Source organism: Amylibacter marinus, from assembly GCF_030160015.1.
GTDB classification, from domain to species: domain Bacteria; phylum Pseudomonadota; class Alphaproteobacteria; order Rhodobacterales; family Rhodobacteraceae; genus Amylibacter; species Amylibacter marinus.
This window is the reverse complement of the sequence record NZ_BSNN01000004.1, coordinates 1-24,035: the sequence shown is the minus strand read 5'-3', so window position 1 is coordinate 24,035 and position 24,035 is coordinate 1. Positions and strand designations below refer to the sequence as shown.

At 51.6% G+C, this 24,035-nt stretch carries 23 protein-coding genes and 1 pseudogene; 14 read left to right on the top strand and 10 right to left on the bottom strand.

Translation table 11 applies throughout. From position 1 onward, the window contains the following. Together QQL62_RS07305 and QQL62_RS07300 are read left to right on the top strand one after the other, a co-directional pair. On the top strand, window positions 1-1,047 hold the full coding sequence (locus tag QQL62_RS07305; RefSeq protein ID WP_284377278.1) for a flavin monoamine oxidase family protein: 1,047 nt from the start codon (window positions 1-3) through the stop codon (window positions 1,045-1,047). Between the two features lie 14 nt (window positions 1,048-1,061). Continuing rightward, window positions 1,062-1,631, top strand: coding sequence for a TetR/AcrR family transcriptional regulator (locus QQL62_RS07300; protein WP_284377277.1), 570 nt, complete (start codon window positions 1,062-1,064; stop codon window positions 1,629-1,631). 89 nt (window positions 1,632-1,720) lie between these two features. Here the strand turns inward: QQL62_RS07300 and QQL62_RS07295 are convergent, their stop codons facing one another. From QQL62_RS07295 to paaA, 5 genes are read right to left on the bottom strand one after another with little or no spacing between them, the layout of a single operon-like run. Continuing rightward, window positions 1,721-2,794, bottom strand: coding sequence for a 2Fe-2S iron-sulfur cluster-binding protein (locus tag QQL62_RS07295; protein ID WP_284377276.1), 1,074 nt, complete (start codon window positions 2,792-2,794; stop codon window positions 1,721-1,723). 9 nt (window positions 2,795-2,803) lie between these two features. Further along, window positions 2,804-3,292, bottom strand: coding sequence for a 1,2-phenylacetyl-CoA epoxidase subunit PaaD (gene paaD, locus QQL62_RS07290; protein ID WP_284377275.1), 489 nt, complete (start codon window positions 3,290-3,292; stop codon window positions 2,804-2,806). Then, on the bottom strand, window positions 3,286-4,041 hold the full coding sequence (paaC, locus tag QQL62_RS07285; RefSeq protein ID WP_284377274.1) for a 1,2-phenylacetyl-CoA epoxidase subunit PaaC: 756 nt from the start codon (window positions 4,039-4,041) through the stop codon (window positions 3,286-3,288). The genes paaD and paaC overlap by 7 nt, the downstream gene beginning before the upstream one ends. Beyond that, complete coding sequence (gene paaB, locus QQL62_RS07280; RefSeq protein WP_284377273.1) at window positions 4,041-4,331, bottom strand: 1,2-phenylacetyl-CoA epoxidase subunit PaaB; 291 nt, start codon at window positions 4,329-4,331, stop codon at window positions 4,041-4,043. The genes paaC and paaB overlap by 1 nt, the downstream gene beginning before the upstream one ends. Window positions 4,332-4,335: 4 nt before the next feature. Beyond that, window positions 4,336-5,343, bottom strand: a complete 1,008-nt coding sequence (paaA, locus tag QQL62_RS07275; protein WP_284377272.1) for a 1,2-phenylacetyl-CoA epoxidase subunit PaaA — start codon at window positions 5,341-5,343, stop codon at window positions 4,336-4,338. Window positions 5,344-5,430: 87 nt separating this feature from the next. Between paaA and QQL62_RS07270 the strand changes: the two genes are divergently transcribed. Next, entirely contained in the window at window positions 5,431-5,865 is a 435-nt protein-coding gene (locus QQL62_RS07270) for a PaaI family thioesterase (protein ID WP_284377271.1), read from the top strand. A gap of 9 nt (window positions 5,866-5,874) precedes the next feature. Here QQL62_RS07270 and QQL62_RS07265 read toward each other — a convergent pair whose 3' ends face one another. The 3 genes from QQL62_RS07265 to QQL62_RS07255 are packed head-to-tail and all read right to left on the bottom strand — an operon-like array spanning window position 5,875 to window position 10,813. Continuing rightward, window positions 5,875-6,702 (bottom strand): PaaX family transcriptional regulator C-terminal domain-containing protein, encoded by an 828-nt coding sequence (locus tag QQL62_RS07265; RefSeq protein WP_284377270.1) that lies wholly within the window; start codon window positions 6,700-6,702, stop codon window positions 5,875-5,877. Between the two features lie 14 nt (window positions 6,703-6,716). Continuing rightward, window positions 6,717-8,765 (bottom strand): phenylacetic acid degradation bifunctional protein PaaZ, encoded by a 2,049-nt coding sequence (gene paaZ / locus QQL62_RS07260; RefSeq protein WP_284377269.1) that lies wholly within the window; start codon window positions 8,763-8,765, stop codon window positions 6,717-6,719. A 23-nt stretch (window positions 8,766-8,788) separates the two neighbouring features. Continuing rightward, complete coding sequence (locus tag QQL62_RS07255) at window positions 8,789-10,813, bottom strand: 3-hydroxyacyl-CoA dehydrogenase NAD-binding domain-containing protein (protein WP_284377268.1); 2,025 nt, start codon at window positions 10,811-10,813, stop codon at window positions 8,789-8,791. Window positions 10,814-10,901: 88 nt separating this feature from the next. Between QQL62_RS07255 and paaG the strand changes: the two genes are divergently transcribed. Genes paaG through QQL62_RS07215 form a run of 8 tightly spaced genes read left to right on the top strand, consistent with a single transcriptional unit; the run spans window position 10,902 to window position 18,200 of the window. Then, entirely contained in the window at window positions 10,902-11,699 is a 798-nt protein-coding gene (gene paaG / locus QQL62_RS07250; RefSeq protein WP_284377267.1) for a 2-(1,2-epoxy-1,2-dihydrophenyl)acetyl-CoA isomerase PaaG, read from the top strand. After that, complete coding sequence (paaI, locus tag QQL62_RS07245; protein WP_284377266.1) at window positions 11,696-12,130, top strand: hydroxyphenylacetyl-CoA thioesterase PaaI; 435 nt, start codon at window positions 11,696-11,698, stop codon at window positions 12,128-12,130. The genes paaG and paaI overlap by 4 nt, the downstream gene beginning before the upstream one ends. Continuing rightward, window positions 12,127-13,329, top strand: a complete 1,203-nt coding sequence (pcaF, locus tag QQL62_RS07240) for a 3-oxoadipyl-CoA thiolase (protein WP_284377265.1) — start codon at window positions 12,127-12,129, stop codon at window positions 13,327-13,329. Before paaI ends, pcaF begins: the two co-directional genes overlap by 4 nt. A 9-nt stretch (window positions 13,330-13,338) precedes the next feature. Next, window positions 13,339-14,646, top strand: coding sequence for a phenylacetate--CoA ligase PaaK (gene paaK / locus QQL62_RS07235; protein ID WP_284377264.1), 1,308 nt, complete (start codon window positions 13,339-13,341; stop codon window positions 14,644-14,646). A gap of 2 nt (window positions 14,647-14,648) precedes the next feature. Further along, complete coding sequence (locus QQL62_RS07230) at window positions 14,649-15,266, top strand: TetR/AcrR family transcriptional regulator (protein WP_284377263.1); 618 nt, start codon at window positions 14,649-14,651, stop codon at window positions 15,264-15,266. A 42-nt stretch (window positions 15,267-15,308) separates the two neighbouring features. After that, complete coding sequence (locus tag QQL62_RS07225; protein ID WP_284377262.1) at window positions 15,309-16,319, top strand: TRAP transporter substrate-binding protein; 1,011 nt, start codon at window positions 15,309-15,311, stop codon at window positions 16,317-16,319. A 53-nt stretch (window positions 16,320-16,372) separates the two neighbouring features. Further along, entirely contained in the window at window positions 16,373-16,879 is a 507-nt protein-coding gene (locus QQL62_RS07220) for a TRAP transporter small permease (RefSeq protein ID WP_284377261.1), read from the top strand. Beyond that, entirely contained in the window at window positions 16,872-18,200 is a 1,329-nt protein-coding gene (locus tag QQL62_RS07215) for a TRAP transporter large permease (RefSeq protein ID WP_284378688.1), read from the top strand. Before QQL62_RS07220 ends, QQL62_RS07215 begins: the two co-directional genes overlap by 8 nt. 230 nt (window positions 18,201-18,430) lie before the next feature. Here the strand turns inward: QQL62_RS07215 and QQL62_RS07210 are convergent, their stop codons facing one another. Next, window positions 18,431-19,015 carry a TetR/AcrR family transcriptional regulator gene (locus tag QQL62_RS07210; RefSeq protein WP_284377260.1) on the bottom strand — a complete coding sequence of 195 codons (585 nt, stop codon included), beginning with the start codon at window positions 19,013-19,015 and terminating at the stop codon, window positions 18,431-18,433. Window positions 19,016-19,118: 103 nt separating this feature from the next. On the opposite strand from QQL62_RS07210, the gene QQL62_RS07205 reads away from it, so the two are divergent. From QQL62_RS07205 to QQL62_RS07195, 3 genes are all read left to right on the top strand, one after another. Then, window positions 19,119-19,709 carry an NAD(P)H-dependent oxidoreductase gene (locus QQL62_RS07205; RefSeq protein ID WP_284377259.1) on the top strand — a complete coding sequence of 197 codons (591 nt, stop codon included), beginning with the start codon at window positions 19,119-19,121 and terminating at the stop codon, window positions 19,707-19,709. Window positions 19,710-20,268: 559 nt separating this feature from the next. Then, window positions 20,269-21,876 carry a BCCT family transporter gene (locus tag QQL62_RS07200; RefSeq protein WP_284377258.1) on the top strand — a complete coding sequence of 536 codons (1,608 nt, stop codon included), beginning with the start codon at window positions 20,269-20,271 and terminating at the stop codon, window positions 21,874-21,876. Between the two features lie 298 nt (window positions 21,877-22,174). Then, the gene (locus tag QQL62_RS07195) at window positions 22,175-23,209 is read left to right on the top strand and encodes a hypothetical protein (protein WP_284377257.1); all 1,035 of its coding nucleotides are present in this window, start codon (window positions 22,175-22,177) and stop codon (window positions 23,207-23,209) included. Window positions 23,210-23,296: 87 nt separating this feature from the next. On the opposite strand, the pseudogene QQL62_RS07190 reads toward QQL62_RS07195, so the two are convergent. Next, window positions 23,297-23,425: pseudogene (locus QQL62_RS07190) on the bottom strand (transposase); the annotation flags it as partial. Between the last annotated feature and the right edge of the window lie 610 nt (window positions 23,426-24,035).

Below are 24,035 nucleotides of genomic sequence, written 5' to 3'. Positions count from 1 at the left end.
ATGAGAACACTCATCATCGGGGGGGGGCTGTCCGGACTTGCTCTGGCCGAAGCGCTCGAGAGCCAAGGTAGGGATTACATCCTGCTAGAGGCGCGCCTACGCCTTGGTGGGCGGATTTTGACGCAGCATCAACAGGATGGCTATTTCGATATGGGCCCTGCATGGTTTTGGCCGGGGCAACCACGCATTGATACAATGATTGATCGTTTGGGATTGCAAAAATTTGACCAGTATTGCGATGGTGCGCTGGTCTTTGAGGATGAGCGGGGGCAGGTTCATCGTGGTCGGGGATTTTCATCCATGGAAGGTTCGTGGCGGCTTGTAGGTGGGTTTGGAGCATTGATCACGGCGCTGGCAGAACGCATTCCAGATCACCGCAAACTCTTTAACGCTAACGTGACGGAGATCACGAAATCAGATGATATGTGTATCGCAACACTCTCAAATGGCCAGAAAGTTAGCGGCGATCAGGTGGTGCTGTCTTTACCGCCACGCATTGCCGCTCTGATTAATTTCACACCGGCACTGCCGAACCAAACCATGCAAATGATGCAGGCTATCCCGACGTGGATGGCCGGTCAGGCTAAGGCCATGGCAATTTATGACAGGCCCTTCTGGCGCGAAGAAGGGCTATCGGGTGATGCGATGAGTCATAAAGGCCCGGCCGCCGAAATTCATGACGCCTCGCCGAAAACAGGTGGCCCATATGCGTTGTTTGGCTTTGTCGGTGTCTCACCTGACGGGCGCGCTGATGATCGAAAACTGCGCCAAGAGTTGCGCGCACAACTGGCCCGCCTGTTTGGGCCACAGGCCGCTGATCCACGTCAGCTGTATATCAAGGATTGGGCCTTTGATCCCTATACGGCTACGCAGGCAGATAAGACCCCAATGTATGCGCATCCAACCTATGGGTTGCCCCGTGCCATGACAGAGCTGTGGAATGGGGCACTGCATTTTTCAGGCACAGAAGTTGCCGCAAATTTTGGGGGATATATTGAAGGCGCTTTAGAAGCTGCGGAAAATGTTCTAGACACATTGGGTATCTAAAATAGGCTTAGTAAATGGTCACCGACACCAAAACCAACCTTCTAAACTCAGCAGAGCACGCGGCAAGAACGCGTGGCTTTGATGGTTTCAGCTATGCGGATCTAGCCGCAGAGGTGAAGATCACCAAGGCCAGCATCCACCACCATTTTGCCAACAAGGCAACATTGGCCGTGGCCCTCATGCAGCGATACCATACCGATCTAAAGGCGGCCTGCGCGGAAATCGACCTAGAACATGCCACAGGTGCCGCATGCCTAAGTGCATTGATCTCAAGGTATCATGGGGCACTTGAAGGCGGGCAAAGCCTGTGCCTCTGCGTGTCTTTTTCAACCAGCATAGAGAGCCTGTCTGCGCAAACCATTGCCGAAATGAACAGTTTTAGATCAATGATGATCGAGTGGATTTCACAGAAATTTAGGCAAGGTAAAGAAGATGGATCAATCCAGCATGTTCTAGATCCAGAAGCCGAAGCCGCTGCCCTGCTTCCTTTGCTGGAGGGCGCGCAGTTGGCCGCGCGCGTGGCTCAGGATACCCAGCGCTTCGAGGCCGCGCTTCGGCTGGTATCACAGCGATTTCAGACCTAGGTTGGATTGTGACTTCACCCAAATAGATGGTTGACCACCAGCCCTACGCAGCCTTTGCTATAGGGTATAGCAAAGGCCAAATACTCTTCCTATAGGGCGTCGAAATCCAACAGCACATCATCTGATTTAGGTTGTACTTGGCAGGCCAAAACAAACCCTGCCTCCATCTCCCATGGTTCAAGGCTGAAGTTTTGTACCATTTCTACATCCCCCCTAACCACCTTACAGCGGCAGGTAGCGCACATCCCATTGTCACAAGAATAGGGGAATTCGACACCTGCCTTGGCGGCGGCCTCTACCGTTTTCTCACCGGGGCGAAGCGGGAAACTGCGGGTTGATCCATCAACTGTTACGCTGATCTTTAGGGCATCAGCATTTGGATCAACCTGAGATGCATTTGCGCTGGCAATTGGGGTCCCGCCATTTGGGGTGAACAATTCGAATTTGATTTTATCCTTGTCTACCCCCATGGATTCAAGTGCTACAGAGGCACCCTCGATCATCGGTTGGGGGCCACAAATATAAATCGCGTCATATGCCTTGGGGGTGATCAATCCGCGTGTTGCCATTGTATCCAACTTTTCGCCATCAAGGCGGCCATTGAACAATTCGATGTCCTGAATTTCTTGATCCATCACATGGGTCAGCATGAAACGGGTTAGATATTGGTCTTTTAGATCATCGAAGGCGGTGCGAAACATAACGCTCTCCGTTGAACGGTTTGCATAGCACAATGTTACGGTGCTGTTGGGTTCGTTTTCTAAAACGGAACGCGCAATAGATACCATTGGTGTGATCCCAGAACCGGCCGCCAACAAAAGATAATCATGCTCTCCGCCGATCGGGGCTAAAAACCGACCTTGGGGAGTCATGACCTGTAAGGATTTTCCCGCATTCAACGCCATGGCATGGCTGGAAAATACGCCCCCATCAATGCGTTTTACGCCAACGGATAGGGTATCCGAACCCAGTGGGGAACAAATAGAATAAGACCGACGCACATCCTGCCCATCGATCGTATCGCGCAGTGTCAAATATTGACCCGGTGTAAAGGCATATTCATCGCGCAATTCGGCAGGGATGTCGAAGCTGAGTATAACCGCATCGGCGGTTTCCGCGACGACAGAGTTCAGAGTTAATTCGTTAAAACGTGCAGCAGCCATAGATGCCTCCTAAATACACTTAAAATAGTCAAAGGGTTCATGGCAGGCATCGCATTTATACAGTGCTTTGCAGGCCGTTGACCCAAATTCAGAAACACGCGTGGTGTCGGTAGATGCGCAACGCGGGCAGGCGACCACCGTATCGCCAAACAAGGCGCGTAGCGAATTTGATGCCTGAACGGGGGGGGCTATGCCATAGGCGCGTAGCTTTTCACGACCCTCGGTGGTCACCCAATCGGTGGTCCATGGGGGGGACATTACCCGCTCTATTGTCGGATCAAACCCTGCCTCGCGCAGGGCAACATCAATGGCTATTTCTATCGCGGATACCGCAGGGCATCCGGAATAGGTCGGGGTTACCTTTGCCAATACTGATCGACCGCCGGTCATTTCAACAGACCTTAGGATACCCAAATCCGCTACCGTAACGGCAGGAACCTCGGGGTCTAGAACCGCCGCGGCGGCATCCCATGCGGACTGTTGCTCGCTCGTTACCATGTCATGTTCGGGTAGGTGCGCTGTACATATTGCAATTGCGCCAGCAAGAACCCCATATCTTCGGTATGTTGACCAATACGCCCGCCGGTTTGGGCCTGATGATCTAGAATGGGTTCTAATGTCGCCTCGGCATAAACTGAACGAACCTGTGTTTCCCATGCACCGCGCAGATCGCTTGCACGTGGAATAATACCAGCAGAAATTGCACTCTGATCCACGGCATCTGCCTCAAACAGCTCGCCAATATATGGGGCAAGTGCCGCAGTGGCTGCTGTCATTCGCTTGTGGCTCTCTTCGGTGCCATCGCCTAGGCGGATGATCCACTCAGCGGTATGGCGTACATGGTATTGCGATTCCTTAAACGCCTTTCCAGCAATGCCAGACAGCACCTTATCGGTGCTATTTTGCGCGCGCTCCCAAAACAGAACCATGAACGACGAGAACAGAAACTGTCGCAACATTGTGTGCCCGAAATCACCATTGGGACGCTCGACCATTAGAATGTTGTGATAGTCTTTTTCAAGGCGCAGAAATGCAAGATCGTCTTCGCTTCTACCTTGATTTTCAATCTCTGCGGCATAGGCATACAACGCACGCGACTGACCAATCAAATCCAATGCTATATTGGGCATGGCTAAGTCTTCTTCTAGCATTGGCGCATGCCCGCACCATTCGGACAAGCGGTGCCCAAGGATAAGATGATTATCCGCTAAACGCAGCAGAGTTTCAAATAACACATCGTTGCCCATTACATATGGCCCACTTCTTCTGGAACTTCATAGAACGTGGGGTGGCGATAAATTTTGCTCTCGGATGGCTCAAAATTTGCATCTTTTTCTTGTGGATCGGATGCGGTGATATCGGCGGATGGTACGATCCAAATGGATTGGCCTTCTCCACGTCGCGTGTAAACATCACGCGCTGCATTCAGCGCCATTGTCGCATCAACCGCATGCAATGACCCACAGTGGCGATGCGATAGACCGTTGCGCGGACGAATGAAAACTTCCCACAGAGGTATTTCGTTTTGATCTGACATGTTCTTACTCCGCGGCCAGTGTTGCGCTGGCCTTTTTTGCTGTTTGTTTCTTGGCATGGGCTAGGGCGGCGTCGCGCACCCACTCGCCATCATCCCATGCCTTTTGGCGGGCGGTGATGCGGTCAACATTCATCTTGCCGCCACCTTTGACTACGGTCCAAAATTCATCCCAGTCGATGGCACCGAAATCATAGCCACCCTTGCCGTCGTTTTTCTCAGGATTCCATTTTAAATCTGGATCAGGCACCGTTAGGCCCAAGTATTCCGCCTGAGGGATGGTTGCATCAATGAATTTCTGGCGCAGCTCATCATTGCTAAAACGCTTGATTTTCCATGCCATAGATTGGTCGGAATTGGTGCTGTCGCTATCATGCGGGCCAAACATCATTATCGATGGCCACCACCAGCGGTTTAGCGCATCTTGAGCCATTTCCTTTTGCTCTGGCGAACCATGTGCAAGGGAAATCATAATCTCGTAGCCCTGACGTTGATGGAAGCTTTCCTCTTTGCACACGCGCACCATAGCGCGGGCATAGGGGCCGTAGGAACAGCGACATAGGGGGATTTGATTCATGATCGCCGCGCCATCAACCAACCAACCAATAGCACCCATATCGGCCCATGTCGGGGTGGGATAATTGAAGATCGACGAATACTTTGCCTTCCCTGACAGCAATTCCTCGGTCATCTGTTTGCGCGAAACGCCCAATGTTTCTGCTGCGGAATAAAGGTACAGACCATGCCCTCCCTCATCTTGCACCTTGGCCAGCAAGGCGATCTTGCGGCGCAGAGTGGGCGCGCGGGTGATCCAATTGCCCTCGGGCAGCATACCAACGATTTCGGAATGCGCATGTTGGCCAATTTGGCGCACCAGCGTTTTGCGATACCCAGAGGGCATTGGATCGTTGGGCTCTATTTTCTCTTCTCGGTCGATGCGTTTTTGAAACTCGGCCAAAAATTCAGGCGTTTCCTCAGAGCTGCTGTCCGCGCCGATCAGTCCCTGTGAGTACATGATTGATTCCCTCTTGATTGCAGGGTCTTTTTATATTACAAAAAATATGAAATCAAGAAATAATCGTAATATATCGAAGGCCGAAAAATGTCACAGCACCTGACCATCCCACAGATACAACAGATCAAAGATGAGGTTTGCGCAGATTGGATCAACCGCCTGCAGATCAATATGCAGTCCTTTGATACTGGTGGTGCGCTGTTCCATTGGGTCGCCACACCCGAATTGCTACGTAACATTCACGGCAGCGAATTGCTTATGTCCGGACAGGCGATGATGGCAGTTGCCGATACCGCATCCTTCATGACTATTTGTGCGGTAAACGGGCGTATGCGGCACTGCGTGACAGTTGATATGCATACCAATTTCCTGCGCCCGATGCAGGATGGCACGATCGAAGTAACCATCCAAATCATTGCAAACGGACGTAAAACGGTAACAACACGAACAGACTTTCGTATGCAGGGGAAAGAGCGTATTTGTGCGACTGCAACAGGCGTTTTCATGTACCTAGATAGCTAGGTGATCAGGCTAAAACCGTGCGTCCAAAATTGCCCGTGCCTTCAATGAAATCGGCCCGCTCTCCGATTGAGACAATAGACCCTTGTAAACCTTAACAACCAAGGCATGTGCTGCGGTCATTGTCCACACATCTGGTTGCAGGGCCGCCGGTACCGCCGGATAGCGTAAAACCATACGGCGCCAATCATGTAGGATCAATATCCGTGCAACCATCGCATCCAGCGCGGGCAAGGGGGTGTCCGAATTTCCTATCTCTTGGTATTTTGCGATAAATCTCTTTGCCAGTAGTTCTGCCTCTGGAGGGGGGAATTCGGCCTTAGCCCAGCTTGGCACCCTATCTAAATCACCAACAAAGCTCAGGCATCCCAGCTGTTCCAAATAACCCATTTTTGGCGCAAGTGTAGCAGGCCATAAGGCAACGCCTGATTGTGATTGCAGAGCATTGGTTTCTGCCAGCGTCTTCTGCATGGCCTGACGATCTTTGGCGCGTTGGGGGGGAAGAACAGCTATGACCCAAGCATCAGACTCTGGTGCATACCGCGGTGCATAGACCTGTGCAGAGGCAGATTCAAATGCCGCGCGTCCGCCATGAGAAAACGCATAGGCAGATGTGCGCCCGGTTTTTTTGGCGATCACCCACTCTTCCTTTGATAGGCGCGAGAGAGCTGTGCGAATGGCGCCTTGGTCGATGTCCATATGATCCGTTAATGTCAGCAAATCCGACATAGACATTGTGCCACCATGGGGATGTGCAACATCGCCCAAGATTGTAATAATCAATGACCACACACGCAAACGACCTGCATCATGCAGGTCGCGTACAAGAGGTGTAATCATTTGGTGCTGTTTGCTCATTCCTCAGTGATAGGCGCGTATTCGTTCATAGTCAAAAGCGTATATTCTGCTACCTGTTCATCATCTTGGTTTGACAATAAAACATTCCAGCGTACTTCGCCATATGTATCGGTGCGTTTGGTTTTCTTTTGAACGGTTAAGGTTACGCTGATGGCATCCCCCGCAGAAACAGGCTTTTGAAATGATAGGCCCTCTAGGCCGGTGTTGGCCAATACCGGGCCTGGATTTGGCTCCACAAACATTCCAGCAGCAAAGGACAACAATAGATAGCCATGCGCAACGCGACCAGGGAAAAACGGGTTCGCCGCGGCGGCGTCTTCATCCATATGTGCATAGAATGTATCGCCGGTAAAATGTGCGAAATGCTCAATGTCCTCAAGCGTAATCGTACGCGGCCCTGCCATAATGGATTCACCAATGGATAGCTGATCAAAGTTGCGGGTAAAGGGATGTGCAGCTTCGGTTTTGCGCGTGGCTCCCTTTATCCAAGTTCCCCCAACAGCTGATAGAATATCGGGGCTACCTTGGATTGCGGTACGTTGCATGTAATGCATAACGCCGCGCACCCCACCCATTTCTTCGCCACCGCCTGCTCGTCCAGGGCCGCCATGCACCATGTGAGGTAACGGCGAACCATGCCCAGTGGATTCCCCCATAGAATCGCGGTTGTTGAAATATAGGCGGCCATGAAACGCGGCCGATGTCTCTACCATCTTGCGCGCGACACTTGGGTCATGCGTGATGACGGATGCAACCAATGACCCGCCACCGCGGTTTAACAATTCGCCAGCGTGGGCCAAATCGCGATAAGGCATGACGGTCGCCACCGGCCCAAAGGCCTCGGTCGCATGCACCTGCTCTGCGCTATCTGGATCTGCACAATGGAACAACATTGGCGCAACAAATGCCCCGCCTTCTAATCCTTCGCCAACCACATCACAGGCATTTGGATCACCGTAAACACGGGTTGCCTCGGTTTCGATAATTGCAGCCTTTTCCAAAACATCCGCCGCTTGTGCCGCAGAGGCTAGGGCCCCCATGCGGGTGGCACTATTCGCTGGATCACCAATCGTGTTTTTATCCAGCTTTGCGGAAATTGCGGCAATGATCGGATCGACCAAGTTGGCAGGGGCCATGATGCGGCGAATGGCGGTGCATTTTTGACCTGCCTTGGTGGTAATCTCACGCACGGCCTCTTTGACGAATAGATCGAATTCGGGTGCATCGGGCGTTACATCAGGGCCTAAAACGGATGCATTTAGGCTGTCTTGTTCCGCAACGAAACGTATCGAGTTACGCAAAATATTCGGATTTGACCGTAGGCTCAATGCCGTGTGCGCCGATCCAGTAAAGCTGACGACGTCTTGGCATCCCAAACGATCCAACAAATCACCAGTGCCCCCCATGATCAGCTGAAATGAACCCTCGGGGAAAATGCCACTTTCTACCATGATCCTTACACAGGCCTCGGTTACATAAGAGGTATCGGTCGCAGGTTTTATAATGGCTGGTACACCGGCCAAAAGCGTGGGCGCCAATTTTTCTAACATGCCCCAAACGGGGAAATTAAAGGCATTAATATGTACCGCCGCCCCGTGTAGAGGCGTGCAAACATGTTGCCCAAGAAAAGTGCCATTTCGAGATAAAACCTCGGTGTTACCATCGCTATAAACACGGTCATCAGGCATTTCACGTCGCCCCTTAGAGGCAAAAACCAGCATTGTGCCAATGCCACCATCGATGTCGATTTTGCTATCGGCCAGCGTAGCGCCGGTTTGATACGACAGCTGGTATAACTCATCGCGATGGTTGTTTAAATGTAGTGCCAAGGCCTTGAGCAGGCGCGCACGCCCATGAAACGTCATCTCTCGCAACGCTGGGCCACCGGTATTTCTGGCAAAATCCAACATGTCTTGAAAATCCAACGCATCCGACCCCGCCTGCGCGATTGTTTCACCAGTAATGGCCGATTTGATCAGGCGTGTTTGGCCCGATGGCGCAATCCATTTTCCGCCTGCAAAACTGTTCAGTTGCATCAATCCCATGTCGTAATTCCTTTGTTGTAATATCAGGCCAGCATCTTGGATATGATCCAAGAATTCGGGCTTTGTGCGGCCACATCGGCCATATGTTCGCGGATCTGATCGATCCCTTTTTCACGGGCATAGGCCATTGGCCCACCGCGCCAGCGCGGAAACCCATACCCATGGATCATCACCATATCGACGTCTAACGGTCTCTCTGCGATGCCTTCCTCAACGATACGCGCGCCCTCGTTTATGATGGCAGCAAGAATGCGATTAACGATGTCTTCGGCGCTGAAACGGGCTGTCCCTGCGCCTTGGCTAGTTAGCAAATCTTCCACATATGGGTCGGGTATGGGCGTCCTGGCGCCATCCTCGTATCGGTACCAACCAGCGCCTGCACGCTGACCTGTGCGTCCGGCCTCGCACAGCTTGTCGCCAATAGAAACATATCGTTCCGAGGGCGGGCGGTTTGGGGCCTGTCGTTTGCGGTTGGCCCATGCGATTTGTAACCCCGTCAGATCTTGTAACTCATAGGGGCCCATGGGCATTCCAAACGCACGCATTGCAACATCGATCTCTGAAGGCTTGGCCCCATCCATCAATAGATAATCAGCTTCCCGACGATAGGCTGCCAATATACGATTACCAATAAACCCATCGCAAACACCTGATAACGCCGCAACTTTGCGCAACCGTTTCCCAAGATCGAACCCTGTAGCAAGGGTGGTGGCGCTGGTCTCAGGTAGGTGCACAATTTCCAACAATTTCATAATATGCGCAGGGCTAAAGAAATGCAGGCCAATGCACCGAGAAGGATTTTCAATACCCGCCATAATAAGCTCAGGATCAAGATAGGATGTATTGGTGGCCAAGATCGCATCGGTGCGCATGTGCTGTGCGAGCTTGTGAAAAACAGCCTGTTTCACGGCCAGATCTTCAAATACGGCCTCAATAGCAAGATCTGCCGGCGCGGCCTTTGCATAATCTGTGCTAGCTGATAGCGCATCTCTCATTTTTTGGGCGCGATCAGCACTTACTTTACCGCGCTCTACACCTCCAGAAATTAATTTGTCTATGCGTGTAACACCAGCCTTGGTCGCTTCATTCGTTTGCTCCAGTAAGATAACTGAAAACCCTGCATTTAAGCAGGCAAAGGCTATGCCCGCACCCATCAATCCGCCGCCGACAACGGCAACTTTATGAATGTCCATTGGGGTTGCATCTTGCAAAAGTGCAGGGCGCGATACTGCGCGTTCCGCAAAAAATACGTGGCGTAATGCGCGGCTTTCGGCGCTGTCGCGCAGATTTAGATGCAAGGCACGCTCTGCGGGCTGACCCACCGCAAAAGGCTCGCGTTCAGCCCTGAGCGTAATCTCTAAACAGTGCAATGGAGATTGTTGGCCCTTGGCGCGCTTTTCAAGCGTGCTGCGCATCGCTTCCAGTTCCTTGGCATCGATGGTCGGGCAGGGGCGCTGACTAATGGCTGTGGGGCGTGATGGTAGGTCGGATGCGAATTCCAATCCCGCCGCTAAGGGCCCTTCGGCAGTGCTAATCTGATCAATCCCACCCAGCGCTAACATCTCTTCGGCGGTTTTTAGGCCACCCGATGTGATCATGCCAAGCGCAGGGCCCAAGCCGATCAGCCGTGGTAGGCGTTGCGTACCACCAGCACCGGGAACCAATCCAACATGCACCTCGGGCAGGCCGAATCGCGTCTTGCCCAGGGCAACCCGAAAGGCACAACCCATAGCAATCTCGAAACCACCCCCTAGAACAGTGCCGTGCAATGCCGCGATAAACGGGACGGGGCTGTCTTCGATTGCCTGCACCACATCGGGCAGATGGGGTTCAACGGGCGGGGCATTAAATTCCGACATGTCGCCACCCGCAACAAATGTTTTTCCTACGCAATATAATATAGCCACGCGCACATTCATCTCGCCTATTTTCTCAACTGCATCCAGCAGTCCAGCACGCAGCTTCGTTGATGTCGCGTTGACGGGCGGATTGTCCAAACGGACAATAGCGATGTCGCCTTGTACAATAAGGGTAACGGGTTCGGTCATTTGGAAATCTTCCTCAAGCTTGCATTTATTATTGACCGACCGGTCGGTTTATGCAAGTATTTTCTCATCACTGCTGTGGGAGGCTTCATTGAGCGAGCAAACTATCCTTGTTTCGGGGCACGCGGACTGGGTTGAAATCACCCTTAATCGTCCAGACAAACTGAATTCTTTTAATGATGAGATGCATCTAGCTTTGGCTCAGGCCCTAAGGGATGCCGCCGAAAACCCCAAGATTCGGGCCATCCTCTTAACAGGGGCAGGTCGCGGCTTCTGTGCCGGTCAGGATCTAGATGGGCGCGACCCCCGCAAGATGAGCGGCCCACCAGATTTGGGGAAGACATTGCGAACATTTTATAACCCCCTTGTTCGATTGATTCGAGGGGTCGAGAAGCCTGTGATCTGTGCTGTGAACGGGGTGGCGGCCGGTGCGGGCGCAAATATCGCGATCGCCTGCGATATTGTGATCGCCAGCGATAAGGCCAAGTTTGTGCAGTCTTTCGTAAATGTCGGGCTGGTGCCGGATGCCGGTGGCACGTGGTCCTTGACCAAATTGATTGGCCCTGCGCGCGCCAAGGCATGGGCGATGACAGGTCAACCGATCAGCGCAGAGCAAGCCCTCGATTGGGGCCTGATCTGGCAGGTAGCCCCAGCCGAGAAGCTGTTAGAGGATGCGCGTGCATTGGCTAAAAAACTGGCCGCCGCACCAACATTTGGCTTGGCAATGACCAAACATGCTATTCACGAGGCTGATGGAAATTCCTTTGAGGAGCAATTGGAGCTAGAGGCCGATTTGCAGGCGAAATGCGGTTGTTCACCCGATTACAAAGAAGGTGTCTCGGCATTCTTGGAAAAACGCGCACCAGAATTCAAGGGAACGCAATCATGACCCCCCAAGAGCGCGCCGATAAATCTGCCGAGGCAATGTGGGCCGCGGACGGCGCATCGAAATTCATCGGTATTTCACTCGATAGCGTTGCTCCAGGCAAGGCGATCGGGCACATCACCGTAGAAAAGCATCATGTAAATGGGTTGGATATCTGCCATGGTGGTACAATCTTTCACTTGGCCGATACGATTTTTGCCTTTGCATGCAATTCGTATAACACCCGCGTGGTTGCCCAGCAGTGCTCCATCAATTTCATGGCTGCTGGAATGTTGGGCGATACCCTAACCGCCACCGCACAAGAGGTCTTGGCGCAAGGGCGTAGCGGCATCTACGACGTTACGGTTGCCAACCAAAACGGCGACATCGTTGCCCTGTTTCGCGGTAATTCCCGCCAAATTCGTGGAACCAATTTTCCGGAGGATGGAATATGACCGAGGCATACCTATGCGAGGGACTGCGCACACCAATTGGCCGCTATGGCGGTGCCTTGTCATCCGTGCGACCCGATGATCTGTTGGCGGGCGTCATGCAGGATGTTGTGGCAAAGGTGCCCAGTCTGGATCCTGCTGCAATTGAAGATGCGATCATTGGCTGTGCTAATCAGGCCGGCGAGGATAATCGGGATGTGGCGCGCATGTCCGTGCTGTTGGCCGGTTTGCCAGTTGCCATCGGCGGGGTCACGGTGAATCGCTTGTGTGGGTCTGGTCTTGATGCCATCGGCATGGCGGCGCGCGCTATTCGTGCAGGCGAAGCTGACCTGATCATGGCGGGTGGTGTAGAAAGCATGAGCCGAGCGCCATTGGTAATGCCTAAGGCTGATGCGGCCTTTTCGCGCCGCGCAGAAATCTATGACACGACCATCGGTTGGCGTTTTGTGAACAAGGCATTGCACAAGCAATTTGGCACAGACAGCATGCCCGAGACCGCAGAAAATGTCGCGGCGGATTTTAATATATCTCGCGCAGACCAAGACGCCTTTGCGCATCGCTCGCAGATGCGCGCCGCGGCGGCTATAGCCTCTGGGCGGATGGCCCAAGAGATTACACCAGTTTCCGTGCCGCAACGCCGCAAAGATCCAATTATTTTTGACACCGATGAACACCCGCGGTTATCCCCCCTGGATAAACTTGCCGCATTGCCAACCCCATTTCGCGAGGATGGCTCGGTCACGGCGGGTAATGCCAGTGGCGTGAATGATGGTGCGGCCGCCGTTCTGGTGGCGTCAGCACAGGCTGTCAAATCCCATGGCCTTACACCGATCGCACGCATTTCGGGTAGCGCAGTCGCGGGTGTTTCGCCACGGATTATGGGTATAGGCCCCGCTCCAGCCAGCCAAAAGCTGATGGCACGATTGGGGGTGTCAATTGGTGAAATCGATTTGATCGAACTGAACGAGGCCTTTGCAGCCCAAGGTTTGGCCGTAATGCGTGAGCTGGGGTTGCCTGATGATGCGGGTCACGTGAACCCTAACGGGGGGGCAATCGCCCTGGGGCATCCGCTTGGTATGTCGGGGACACGCCTTGCCCTTACTGCGGCAATAGAAATGAATAACCAGCAAATGAAACGCGCCATGTGCACCATGTGCATCGGCGTTGGGCAGGGCATCGCTATGATGCTAGAAAGTATATAGGCTATTGATATGAAAGACCTTTCTCCAAAATCAGGTGACCTAGAAGCGATCGAAACCGCATCACGGGATGAAATTTCAGATCTTCAACTACACCGTATGAAAAAATCACTGGCGCATGCCTATAACAACGTCAAACACTATAAAGAGGCGTTTGATGCCGCTGGTGTACACCCAGATGATCTGACGGATTTGGCAGATTTGTCCAAATTCCCATTTACCGTCAAACAAGACCTGCGGAATAACTACCCCTTTGGAATGTTCGCAGTGCCGCGCGATCAGATAAATCGCATTCACGCATCATCGGGTACTACAGGTCAGCCAACGGTTGTTGGATATACCCAAAACGATTTGCGCATGTGGGAACAGGTGGTCGGGCGTTCGCTACGTGCTGCTGGTCTGCGCCGCGGCGATATCTTGCATAATGCATATGGCTATGGCCTGTTTACTGGCGGTTTGGGGGTGCATGGCGGGGCCGAGGCCATGGGCCTGACAGTTGTGCCAATTTCTGGTGGCATGACACAACGTCAAGTGCGCCTGATCGAGGATTTCAAACCAACGGGGATGACAGTAACCCCCTCATACATGTTGTCGGTCCTTGATGAGTTCCATACCCAGGGCATAGACCCCCGCAAATCCAGCCTGAATGTTGGAATCTTTGGCGCCGAGCCGTGGACAAACGCAATGCGTCAAGAAATCGAGCAAGCCTTTGATATGCATGCTGTTGATATCTACGGTCTGTCCGAAATTATTGGGCCGGGTGTTTCAATGGAATGCGTCGAAACAAAAGACGGGTTGCACATATGGGAAGATCACTTCTATCCAGAAATTATCGACCCGAACACAGGCGAGGTTCTGCCCGATGGAGAATTGGGAGAGCTGGTGTTCACGTCGCTGACCAAAGAGGCATTCCCAATTATCCGGTATCGCACACGGGATTTGACACGTATTCTGCCAGGCACAGCACGTTCTATGCGCCGGATGGAAAAAATCACCGGCCGCTCTGACGATATGATTATTCTGCGCGGTGTGAATGTATTTCCCACCCAAATCGAAGAACAGCTAATGACAATCCCATCCCTCGCACCACATTTCCAAATTGTTCTGGAACGTGCGGGCCGAATGGATAGCCTCACCGTAAATGTAGAGGCAACCCCAACTGCCGGCCCCGAGGCCGCATCCGCAGGTGCTACGGAATTAGCGCATAAAATCAAAGCATCGGTTGGCATCACGGCCAAGGTTGCCCTAGGCGCGCCCGAAACCGTCGCGCGCTCGCAAGGTAAAGCCGTGCGTGTCATCGATAACCGACCTAAGGAATAAAAATGGCAAGAAGTCTCGCAAAAGACCACAGCGATAAGCGCCGCGCTATTTTAAAAACCGCGGCGGCGTTCTTTGCCGATACCGGATATGATCGCGCTGCAATGAGCCAGCTGGCCAAGGCCTGTGGCATATCCAAGGCCTCGATTTATCACTACTACACCAACAAAGAAACGCTGCTGTACGATATACTGCACCATCATTTAGATGAATTGCTAACCACAATTCAGGCCCAAGATATTTCTGACAAAGATCCCGAAACCAACCTAGGTACATTGGCGGGTGCATTGCTAGAGGTGTATCGCGGTGCGGATGCAGAACACCGCCTGCAGCTAGAGGCTATGCGCTATCTACCGGCTGAAAGTCAGAAAGAACTGGCTGATATGCAACGCCAGATCGTGGCGATTTTTGGCGATTCTATTCGCGCGGTTGCCCCGGAACTATTCGAAACAGGAGAGGCAGATTTGCGCGCTGTTACGATGTCTATGTTTGGTATGCTGAACTGGTTTTACCTTTGGCATCAACCATCTAAAGGCCTGTCGCGTGCCGAATATGCGAAGCTTGCGACAGATATCTTGGTAGGGGGCTTGATTAAACTCAAAATCCCTGCACATGTTAAGTAAAATTCAAATAACAGAAGAGTCATGTAAACTGGAGGAGTAACCATGAAACATTTTTTAAAACTAACAACCGCCGCAGCCATCGTGCTGGGCACCAGCATTTCCGCGATGGCCGAGGAAATCACCCTAACCATTTCCAGCTGGGCCCCACCAACCCACGGCATCAACGCTGAAATGTGGCCGGGCCTATCTGAAATGATTTCACAGGCCACAGACGGTAAGGTGAAAACAGAATTGAAATTGGGATTGGCACCACCCCCTGCGCAGATGGATTTGGTCATGGATGGCGCTGCCGATATGACAATCATCTTCCATGGGTATCAACCTGGTCGTTTCACAGGCACAAAGTTGGCTGAACTGCCCGGATTTGAGGGTAACGCAGAGGCGGCATCTGTTGCTTACTGGCGCGTACACGAAAAATTCTTGGCGCAATTGGACGAACATAAGGGCGTGAAACTTATGGGTCTGACCACACATGGGCCGGGTCAAATTCATTCCAACAAAGATATCAAAACACTGGCTGACCTAGATGGCCTAAAAACCCGTCTTGGTGGTGGTGTTTCTGGTGATGTTGGTGCGGCTCTTGGCTTGGTCGGTATTCGCGTACCAGCCCCAAAGGTCTACGAAACGCTGGCCTCCGGCGCGGCAGATGCGGTTGCTATGCCAATGGAAAGCCGCAAAGGCTTTAAGTTGACCGAAGTAGCGGCAAATGTTTTGGAAATGCCCGGTGGCTACTACCGCGGATCATTCGCATTTTTGATGAGCCAAGAGAAGTTCGACAGCCTTCCAGCCGATATCCAAAAGGCACTCGAGGAAAAGGTATTCGGTGAACCGGCATCACGCATGCTGGGTCAAAAATGGGATATGGTTGATGCCATTGGTCGCGACGCCTCTGTTGAGGCAGGCAATACAATCACCATGGCATCAGATGCCGATATTGCTGCCTATAAACCAATAGCCGCTGCGGTCACTGAGAAGGTACTGGGAGAGTTGTCTGCCAAAGGCGTAGATGCGCAAGCGGCTTATGACATGATGAAAGCCGAAACTGCAAAATAATCGATGTAAGGCGGCGTGCAATCAGCACGCCGCCTTTTTCACTCGGGGATGATATGAAAAACCTGTTACATAAAATCATTAGCCTACAAATCGTGCCGATCTATCTGGCTTCTGCCTCGCTGTTCTTTCTGATGTGCTTGACCTTCGCAGATGTTCTTCTGCGATCGATGTTCAATGCCCCCATCGAGGCGGCAACCGAACTCACGCGTATGTCGATGGCTATTATGGTCTTTTCCATTTTACCATCAGTGTCAGGTAGCGGCCAGCATATCGCTGTCGATCTACTGGATGGCCTGTTCTCACATCCGGTGGTGATGCGGATTAAGGCGGCGGTGATCAATCTGGCCTGTGGGGGCATACTGTTGTGGCCTGCACAGCGGGTTTCGGTGCTGGCGGAACGCGCGCGCTCGTATGGGGATGTGACCGAGTATATGAATATCCCCCAATTCTATATCGGATGGTTCATTGCCATTATGACATTTGCCACTGCAGGCGTGTTGATTATTCGCGGCCTGCTGGAAATGTTCGCCCCCCAAATACTGGAGCAAAATGATGCTTGAAGCTTTGATCGGATTTACCTGTGTTCTCGGGTTGGTGCTGTTGCGTATGCCCATCGCCTTTGCCATGGGGTTGGTCGGAATGATCGGCTATATGTACGAAACCAGCTTTCGCGGTGCGATTTCTATGGTGTCCCGCCTGATTATCGATACCTCGCAGGATTATGGTCTGTCGGTGGTGCCCTTGTTTATCCTGATGGGGCTGTTCGTAAACAAAGGCGGCATTAGCCGCGAACTATACGCGGTATCCAATGCCTTTCTGGGGCACATGCGTGGCGGTTTGGCCATGGCCACCATCGTGGCCTGTGGTGGATTTGCCGCGATTTGCGGGTCGTCATTGGCCACTGCGGCTACGATGTCCAAGGTAGCGATGCCCGAAATGCGGAAATATAATTACGCAGACAGTCTGTCTACCGCATCGATTGCCGCTGGGGGGACATTGGGCATTTTGATCCCACCATCGGTGATTTTGGTGATCTATGGTCTGCTCACGGAAACCTCTATCGGCAAGCTGTTCATGGCAGGAATTATCCCCGGATTGTTGGGAATTTTTGGTTATCTGCTGGCTGTGCGTTATACGGTGATGCGCAATCCCGCCGCGGGCCCTGCAGGGCCTCGGATTGGTTGGGCGGGCCGCATGAAGGCCCTGCGCGGTGTCTGGGCGGTGCTGGTTTTGTTCTTCTTGGTGATCGGCGGCCTCTACGGGGTGCTAAACTTTTGGCCAATTAATTTGGCGTTTTCACCAACCGAGGCCGCAGGTATGGGGGCGGCAGGGGCCTTTATTATCGCCCTTTCGCGTGGTGCGCTTAACTTTGCAGCGATCAAAGAAGTACTCCAAGAAACCACTGTAACCACATCATCGCTGTTTTCCGTGCTGATCGGGGCGTGGATATTTTCCAACTTTGTGAATATCGCAGGCCTTCCCGAGGCGCTCTTGGCGATGGTTACGCAATACTCTGTACAACCTTGGTTGGTGATGCTGTTCATTGTATTGATCTATATCGCCTTGGGATGCATCTTCGAGAGCCTCTCGATGTTGCTCCTGACTGTGCCGATCTTTTTCCCACTGGTGCGTGATCTGGGGTATGATCCAGTTTGGTTTGGGATTATCGTTGTTGTTGTTACGGAAATATCGCTGATTACGCCGCCTGTTGGTTTGAATGTATTCATTCTAAAGGGTGTGGTGCCGGATGTATCAACGGGCACCATCTTTCGTGGCGTTACACCATTTTGGGTGGCTGACATCATACGTCTGTTGTTGTTGTTGGGCATTCCCACCTTGGCCTTGTTCCTACCCAATCAAATGGGCGGGCTGGGCCACTAATCAGGGCGCAAATTTTAACTTTCCCGCCCCTGCTGGCGGGAAAGTGGTCATCGGGAAAAACTGATTGGCCGAACTAGGCCAGAACCCACGCATCTGCCATCCATGCCCTTCAGAGATCCGGGTGCCTTTCGACATAGCTACCCCACAGGCATGCCTCCTGCGTCCCTTGTGAATGCTCCAAGGCCCCGACGTACACCAAAGCAACGGGCCACTAGTCGCGATATTGCCAATTAGGACAGGGTGTCAGGGCGCAACCATGGCTCAAGATAGGATCTCAGCCGGGCGTGCATCGGCATTTCACTGTTGATCGCGCAAAAATCTAGGGCCATGCTCTGTATCGCGAATGCCTGCACACCTTCTGCTAATATCAACGCGGGGACATCCTTGCGAAACGGGCCAACAGATATCCATTTCGTCAATACACCGATTTGACGACCAAATGTTTGGGCAATTGGGCCAATCTCTTCTTTGGCCGCAGCGCCGGAATGGCGCAGGATAAGATCAAAAACATATCGCTCACTGGTCATGAATTGCAACAGAGGCATGAATTGGCGAAGCAGTGAATCCAGATTTGTTGGGGGCGGCTGTTTTTCGATCCGATCAAGATGCGCATTGATTTCATCAGAAACAACACGTTCCATCAAGGCATCCTTATCCGGAAAATGCGCAAAGAAAGTCCCCTTCGCAACGCCGGCGTTCAGAACCACCTCTTCTACGCGCAGCGCACCAAAGTCCTTCGAGGTAAGGATCTTCTGCGCAGATGCAATAAGCTTTGCGCGCGTTGCAAGAGAGCGCTTCTGTATCGGTCGTTTCATCCCCCAAGGATACAGAGTTTTTGACTGTGGTCAAAATATTTATTGACCATGGTCATTTTGTGAAATATGACCATGGTCAAATTAGTGTCTTAGGAGAACACCCATGTCACACAAGCGAATCTTTGTCCTTAATGGTCACCCGGCCACCAATTCTGTTTCTGCCTCTCTGGCCGCGGCCTATGTATCATCAGCCCAAGAGGCGGGGCATGAGGTGCGGGTTACGCATATCTCAGAAATTTCTTTTGACTCCGATTTTGGGTTTGGCGGGTATCAAGAACACAAACCCCTCGAACCTTGCCTGAAGCAATTCCAGAATGATCTAGAATGGTGCGAACATTTTGTGATGATGACACCCATGTGGTGGGGCGGTTTGCCCGCAAAGTTAAAAGGGCTGTTTGATCGCACTTTGCTGCCCGGTTGGGCATTTGATACACGACGCATAAAGCGTGGCATGCCAACGCCGCTCCTTACGGATCGAACAGCACGTGTTTTTGTCACGTCCGACACTCCGGAAATATTCTTTCGCTTGCTGTATCATCGTGCGCTATTTCGCCAGATCAAAGGGCAGATACTTGGTTTCATCGGTATAAAACCAACGAAGGTCACTCATTTCTCGCCGACTACGGGCGCACAAGCGGACAAAATAGACCAATGGGTAAAGGTCGTAAAAGGCCTTGGATCGTTGGGACACTGACGGCGATTTGATCGGCACCTCAAAAGGATCAACCGTAGCAGTTGGGGATCTGTTGTGGTGCCGCCAGATGCATTTGAACCCGTTTCAGTTATCAACTGGGCGGGTTTTACGCCGCGCCTAAAGGCTCCACTCAGATATCATTTGGGACGGTAAACTCTCAAACTTTTCCCAACTCCAGCGCAGCAAACCATTTGAATAGCACAAGGGCATCGGTCGAATTTAAGCAGACCCAGTCCAACATACCCCACCTCTAAAACGCAAGTAGCGCCACACGCTAACCCGCGCCTAGCTAATTCAACATCCCCACCGGATCCGCCAAAAACGACCTGATCGCGCCTGTTTTCATCCCAAATACCCTTTGAAACGACGCTGTTTGACGTAAAAACTCTAGAAACCTGCGTTTTTCCGACGTCAAGTCCCCGGTTCGATGCTAACCTTTGTATAGGGAACTTTGCACAACAATGACCCAAAGAGAATTTTATGAGGTCGTTTTTGCAAAGCTGGGGAATTTGTCCGGCGATAACCATCTGACGGATCCCCACAACATAGGAGGACCCTAATGACTGAAAAAAAGAAGAAAATGTTGGATCCTGACCCCAGGATTTACGACTTCGAGACAGAATTCGAGCTGGGCCAAGATAACGTCCGACCCTTTGGTTTGGATATCCACAACCCTGTATTTTTAATCTCTAGCGTGTTGGTGGTTGGCTTTGTGATGTTGTCATTGGCAAACCAAGAGGCATCGGCAGAACTATTCGGCTGGTTGCGTCCATGGCTCACCAGTACATTTGACTGGTTCTTGGTTTTGTCGGTCGATGCAATTACTCTATTTTGCTTGGCGCTGATAGTTTTGCCCGTCGGCAAAGTGCGTATCGGCGGCAAAGACGCCAGCCCTGACTATTCCTATGCAGGTTGGATCGCGATGATGTTCGCCGCCGGTATTGGTATTGGGCTGTTGTTTTTCGGCGTCCTTGAACCCGTCTACTACAATTTCTCCGAGGGTGGAAACGCCAGCCCATTGGGTATTGACGCCTCTGTGCCTGGTAACGAATACATCGGGGTCGTGGGAACAATCCACCATTGGGGACTAGAAGGCTGGTCAATCTACGCCGCCGTCGGTCTTAGCTTGGCAATTTTTTGCTACAACCTTGATCTGCCACTGACCCTGCGCTCTGCATTCTACCCGATTTTGGGGGAACGTATTTGGGGCTGGTGGGGCCACAGCATCGATACGTTGGCGGTTTTTGCCACTCTGTTCGGCCTGACCACATCACTTGGTCTTGGCGCTCAACAGGTCGCCGCTGGCCTGAACGAGGTTTTCGGCATCGCCCCATCACCAACCGTTACCGTGTTGTTGATCATCGGCATTACGGTGATCGCACTTGGCTCTGTTTTGTTGGGTATGGACGCAGGCGTGAAGCGCCTGTCTGAAATCAATATGATCATGGCCGTCGCTTTGTTTATCTTCGTAATCTTGGTCACAGGTGTATGGACAGCAATCACGCGCTACTTCGGTGTGATGGTCGATTACATCGTGATGTTACCGGCGCTTTCGAACCCATTTGGACGCACAGATACCAGCTACTTCCACGGTTGGACAACGTTCTACTGGGCGTGGTGGATTGCTTGGTCACCTTTCGTCGGCATGTTTATCGCGCGTATCTCCAAGGGTCGTACAGTACGTGAATTCGTGATATGTGCGCTATTGGCCCCAACTGCGGTTTGTGCCTTGTGGATGTCAACCTTCGGCGGCGCAGCCATCGATATGTTGAACGCAGGTGGCGCCGAAGGCGTCAAAGCAACGGTGATCGACGCGTACAAACCCGAAGGCGCATTGTTCGGTTTCCTCAAGGAACTACCGCTTTACAATATCATTGCGCCAATCTCGCTGGTTTTGATCGTCATCTTCTTTGTGACATCATCTGACAGCGGATCCTTGGTGATTGATACGATCACTGCGGGCGGTAAAATGGATGCACCCGTTATTCAACGTGTCTTTTGGTGTACGCTTGAGGGCTTGGTTGCAATCGCACTCCTATTGGGTGGCGGACTAAGCGCGCTGCAAGGTGCTGCGGTCTCTACGGGCATTCCGTTCACGATCGTGGTCTTAGTGATGTGTTATTGCTTATGGCTGGCCCTGAAATCAGAGCACGCCAAGATCAAGTAAAGCGCTATTCACTTCCCAAGGCTACATGGCAGAGGCAACTCAATGCCTTATTGCTCGTAGCCTTGGGGGGTGATTTTGCCCAAGCATGCACCGGGAGGTAGGTCTGCCATCGCGCAGGCGCTACGATACCTGGCTTGGCCCTTTTTGTGCTGGATGACCAATTGCTTATTAGTGGATATGCCCTTGATTTACGCCTCGAGGCGATCGAAGACTTTGATCGGATACATTAACCGTAAATCCTGCAAATAGGTAAAACAGTGCTAGCCACTGTTCATGCTAAATAGATTAGGGAAATTTAATGATAAAACGACTACTCCAATTGTGGCATCAATTTCCATCCAGACAACTTGCACTAATTATAGCGGCATTCGTAACTGTCCCGAACACATCTGCCTTATCCAAACCGCTGGATTTTGGTGTTGCCGGCGTTCCTCGGGATCTTGCATCCAAGCGGAATTACGACCAGCTCTTTAGAACCCTGACCCAAAACGGAATCACCGAGTTTTTTCCGACGTTTCAATATCAAGAGGTTCCGCGTCCCAAGACATTTGGATTTGAGAAGGATTTTTCAGCCCCCTGTCGCGCAGATTCAAGCGCGTTTAAGGCTCTGCGAAATACGAGCATGAAATTGATCATCCCAGCAGAGATCGTATACCCAAATCCCAAATCAATAAAAGAAGGGTCAACGACAGACAGCCCCCTTGCAGAAATTATCGCCTGTGCAGGAATTGAAAACATATCTGGCATAACCAATTACGACGAAGCCGCGTTTCACGGAATCAGCATAGACAGTGTACGAAGGTTCTATAACCATGCAAAATCCGTTGCCCCGAAAATTCCGGTTCTTATGGTTCACGGCCCCATTATAACGGATAGGCCCGCATTTAGATCATCACGAAAACGATCCCGCTACTTGGACGACGTCATTGCATTTTCAGCCTATGCTGACATTGTAGGTTTTGATGTTTATCCCATACCGATTGTCGTTTCACGTGTGGCGACCCCGCTCAGCAACGGGAACGACACCACCCCTGACAAGGCTGTTGTTGAATATCTAACTTGGCTAAACAGCGCGATTCCAAATAAACCCAAGCTAATGGTGCTACAGGGGTTTTCATACACAGACATGTACGAGGCCAGCTTTTTAAAGGCGAACGTTTCGAAAGAACTGCGTGATATTGTCAGCCCACCCAACGCCCAAGAAATAAACATGATGGTTAATCAGGCCAAACAAAACGGCGTGTCAAAAATTATCTGGTGGGGCCAGGCCGCATTGAAAACAAGCAAACAAGCGCCATGGCCCGACATCTTGCGGATGGGGCAGAAATACTAATGACCAATTCCAGTTGGTGCTGTCAGACTAATTCGAAACAGTCTCAAATGTCAGTAGAACCAGTTTTCATCCCGCACACAAAATGTTCCAATCATAAAGCGATTTGGTGCTGATACCCAACCTGTTGGCAACATCCTGAACCGAATATCCGCGATCCTTAACTTGCGCAACTGCGTCCCGTTTGAACTCTTCTGTATAGCCTATACGCCCTGACATTTGTAGCTTCCTTTGCTTCCAAAATTACCAAAGAAAGCGTCTACAAATCTAGGGGCACCTCACATAGATTGGTAAGGCGTATTGGGTATAAATTTGTTGGTGGTAGTTATGTTAAATAGGCGGAATTGAAAATGTCATTAAGAATTAAATCATTATTTGGCATAGCCATTTTAGGCGTCTTATTTTTCTTTGGACCTAAGCTGTTTGAGAAGTCTTTAGAAAAGCATGCAAGCATCTGTTTGGATGTGGGTGCTAACTGTCTGACGTCAGCGTCTTTGGAACAAATTTGAGTATTTGAATAATGGAGGGTTTCTGGAAACTAAATGGATCAAAAGTTCACTGTCTAGGATGTCAAATCCATTGGTAACGCCTGCATCGCTGGTGTCTCGTCCCCCTAAAACTGTGCCATTGTTTATTAGAAACTGGAGTAGTGAGACATGGCACGAAAACGGCATTCGGATGAGGACGCACTAAAGATACTGCGCGAGATAGAGGTTCATTTGCATGATGGGATGGATGTGGCTGGCGTGTCTAGCCCCCAATTTCAGTTCCACAAATTTGCGGTTTCTCCAATAAGGTTTCTGGCGCTGGTGGGCGCATACCAAGAGCA

Coding starts and splice junctions, on each gene's coding strand:
- QQL62_RS07305 (WP_284377278.1), top strand. CDS start 1: ATGAGAACACTCATCATCGGGGGGGGGCTGTCCGGACTTGCTCTGGCC.
- QQL62_RS07300 (WP_284377277.1), top strand. CDS start 1,062: ATGGTCACCGACACCAAAACCAACCTTCTAAACTCAGCAGAGCACGCG.
- QQL62_RS07295 (WP_284377276.1), bottom strand. CDS start 2,794: ATGGCTGCTGCACGTTTTAACGAATTAACTCTGAACTCTGTCGTCGCG.
- paaD (WP_284377275.1), bottom strand. CDS start 3,292: ATGGTAACGAGCGAGCAACAGTCCGCATGGGATGCCGCCGCGGCGGTT.
- paaC (WP_284377274.1), bottom strand. CDS start 4,041: ATGGGCAACGATGTGTTATTTGAAACTCTGCTGCGTTTAGCGGATAAT.
- paaB (WP_284377273.1), bottom strand. CDS start 4,331: ATGTCAGATCAAAACGAAATACCTCTGTGGGAAGTTTTCATTCGTCCG.
- paaA (WP_284377272.1), bottom strand. CDS start 5,343: ATGTACTCACAGGGACTGATCGGCGCGGACAGCAGCTCTGAGGAAACG.
- QQL62_RS07270 (WP_284377271.1), top strand. CDS start 5,431: ATGTCACAGCACCTGACCATCCCACAGATACAACAGATCAAAGATGAG.
- QQL62_RS07265 (WP_284377270.1), bottom strand. CDS start 6,702: ATGATTACACCTCTTGTACGCGACCTGCATGATGCAGGTCGTTTGCGT.
- paaZ (WP_284377269.1), bottom strand. CDS start 8,765: ATGGGATTGATGCAACTGAACAGTTTTGCAGGCGGAAAATGGATTGCG.
- QQL62_RS07255 (WP_284377268.1), bottom strand. CDS start 10,813: ATGACCGAACCCGTTACCCTTATTGTACAAGGCGACATCGCTATTGTC.
- paaI (WP_284377266.1), top strand. CDS start 11,696: ATGACCCCCCAAGAGCGCGCCGATAAATCTGCCGAGGCAATGTGGGCC.
- pcaF (WP_284377265.1), top strand. CDS start 12,127: ATGACCGAGGCATACCTATGCGAGGGACTGCGCACACCAATTGGCCGC.
- paaK (WP_284377264.1), top strand. CDS start 13,339: ATGAAAGACCTTTCTCCAAAATCAGGTGACCTAGAAGCGATCGAAACC.
- QQL62_RS07230 (WP_284377263.1), top strand. CDS start 14,649: ATGGCAAGAAGTCTCGCAAAAGACCACAGCGATAAGCGCCGCGCTATT.
- QQL62_RS07225 (WP_284377262.1), top strand. CDS start 15,309: ATGAAACATTTTTTAAAACTAACAACCGCCGCAGCCATCGTGCTGGGC.
- QQL62_RS07220 (WP_284377261.1), top strand. CDS start 16,373: ATGAAAAACCTGTTACATAAAATCATTAGCCTACAAATCGTGCCGATC.
- QQL62_RS07215 (WP_284378688.1), top strand. CDS start 16,872: ATGCTTGAAGCTTTGATCGGATTTACCTGTGTTCTCGGGTTGGTGCTG.
- QQL62_RS07210 (WP_284377260.1), bottom strand. CDS start 19,015: ATGAAACGACCGATACAGAAGCGCTCTCTTGCAACGCGCGCAAAGCTT.
- QQL62_RS07205 (WP_284377259.1), top strand. CDS start 19,119: ATGTCACACAAGCGAATCTTTGTCCTTAATGGTCACCCGGCCACCAAT.
- QQL62_RS07200 (WP_284377258.1), top strand. CDS start 20,269: ATGACTGAAAAAAAGAAGAAAATGTTGGATCCTGACCCCAGGATTTAC.
- QQL62_RS07195 (WP_284377257.1), top strand. CDS start 22,175: ATGATAAAACGACTACTCCAATTGTGGCATCAATTTCCATCCAGACAA.